The following is a 1,589-nucleotide window of genomic DNA, read 5'->3' as shown; positions in this document are numbered from 1 at the left end:
CTCATCGGTGTGGGGAAGGAGTTTCGTGGTCGGCGGGTGAGTACGCGGGCGTTGTCGGACATCAGTTTGTCGATCGGTGATGGTGAGTTCGTGTCGTTGATCGGGCGGTCGGGGTGTGGGAAGACGACGTTGTTGCGGATGCTGGCGGGGCTGTTGAGTCCGTCGGGTGGGGAGATTCTGGTGGAGGGGAGCTCGTTGTGGCAGGGCTCGCGGGTGGACTCCTCGGTGGTGTCGCAGCTGGGTGTGGTGTTTCAGGATGCGAACCTGTTTCCGTGGTATTCGGTGGCGGAGAACATCGCGTTGCCGCTGCGGTTGCGGGGCACCGCGCGGCAGGCGCGGCGGCAGCGGGCGGGGGAGCTGGCGGAGCTGGTGGGGCTGGCCGGGTTCGAGGACTCCTATCCGCGTGAGCTCTCCGGGGGGATGCGGCAGCGGGTGGCGATCGCCCGCGCGCTGAGCACCCGCCCGAAGCTGCTGCTGATGGATGAGCCCTTCGGGGCGCTGGACGCGCTCACCCGGGAACGGATGAACCTCGAGCTGCAGCGCATCGCGCTGGCCACCCAGGCGACCGTGGTGTTCGTCACCCACGACATCACCGAGGCGGTGTTCCTCGGCGACCGGGTGGTGCACCTGAGCCCCCGGCCCGGCCGGATCCGCCGGATCACCCCGGTCGCACTCGCCCGCCCCCGCGACCTCGACGTGCAGACCGAACCGGAGTTCGGCGCCATCGTGCGCGCGCTGCGCCACGCCCTCGACGAGCAGGAGTGACCCGCATGTCCCGCCACCGCGCCATGAGACTGCTCCCCTGGATCAGCACCCCCCTGCTGCTGGCCGCGTTCTTCCTGCTCTGGGACACCTTCGTCCGCGTCTACGACATCTCCGAACTGGTGCTGCCACCCCCGGCCACCGTCTTCGACAGCCTCGCCGACGTCGTCACCACCCCCGAAACCTGGCAACACGCCCGGGTCACCGCCACCGAAACCATCAGCGGCTTCCTCATCGCCCTGGGCTGCGGCATCGCCGTCGGCGTCGTCCTGGGCAAAGTGCCCTGGATGGAACGCAGCCTGCGCCCCCTGATCGTCGCCTCCCAGGTCGTGCCCAAAGTCGCCCTCATCCCCCTGTTCGTCATCTGGTTCGGCTTCGGCATGACCTCCAAAATCATCATGTCCGCGATGCTGGCCTTCTTCCCCATCATGCTCAACGTCCAACTCGGCGTCCGCTCCGTGGACACCGGCCAACGCGAAGTCATGCGCAGCCTCAACGCCAGCCGCTGGCAAACCTTCAAACACCTCGAACTCAAAAGCACCATGCCCTACGTCTTCACCGGCATGGAAGTCGGCATCGTCTTCGCCATCATCGGCACCATCGTCGGCGAATACCTCGGCGGCAGCGAAGGCCTCGGCTACCTCGTCGTCCGCACCCTCAACGAACTCAACGCCCCCGCCCTCTTCGCCATCATCATCCTCCTCTCCACCCTCGGCCTCACCCTCTACTTCATCGTCAACAGCCTCAAACGCTTCATCATCCCCTGGCACGAATCCGTCTACAACCAACAGGACATCAACGGATGACCGCCAACCTCCGCAGCAACC

At 66.3% G+C, this 1,589-nt stretch carries 2 protein-coding genes; both read left to right on the top strand.

Annotation, left to right across the window (positions count from 1 at the left end):
- Positions 1 to 765, top strand: a 765-nt coding sequence (locus tag JAP66_RS31720) for an ABC transporter ATP-binding protein (RefSeq protein ID WP_199435562.1), incomplete at its 5' end; no start/stop codon positions are given.
- A gap of 5 nt (positions 766 to 770) precedes the next feature.
- On the top strand, positions 771 to 1,568 hold the full coding sequence (locus JAP66_RS31715) for an ABC transporter permease (protein WP_199435563.1): 798 nt from the start codon (positions 771 to 773) through the stop codon (positions 1,566 to 1,568).
- The last annotated feature ends 21 nt before the right edge of the window (positions 1,569 to 1,589 follow it).

The organism is Qaidamihabitans albus, from assembly GCF_016464705.1.
GTDB lineage: Bacteria > Actinomycetota > Actinomycetes > Mycobacteriales > Pseudonocardiaceae > Qaidamihabitans > Qaidamihabitans albus.
Note: the sequence above shows the minus strand (reverse complement) of the source record. Positions and strands in the feature narration are given on the sequence as shown.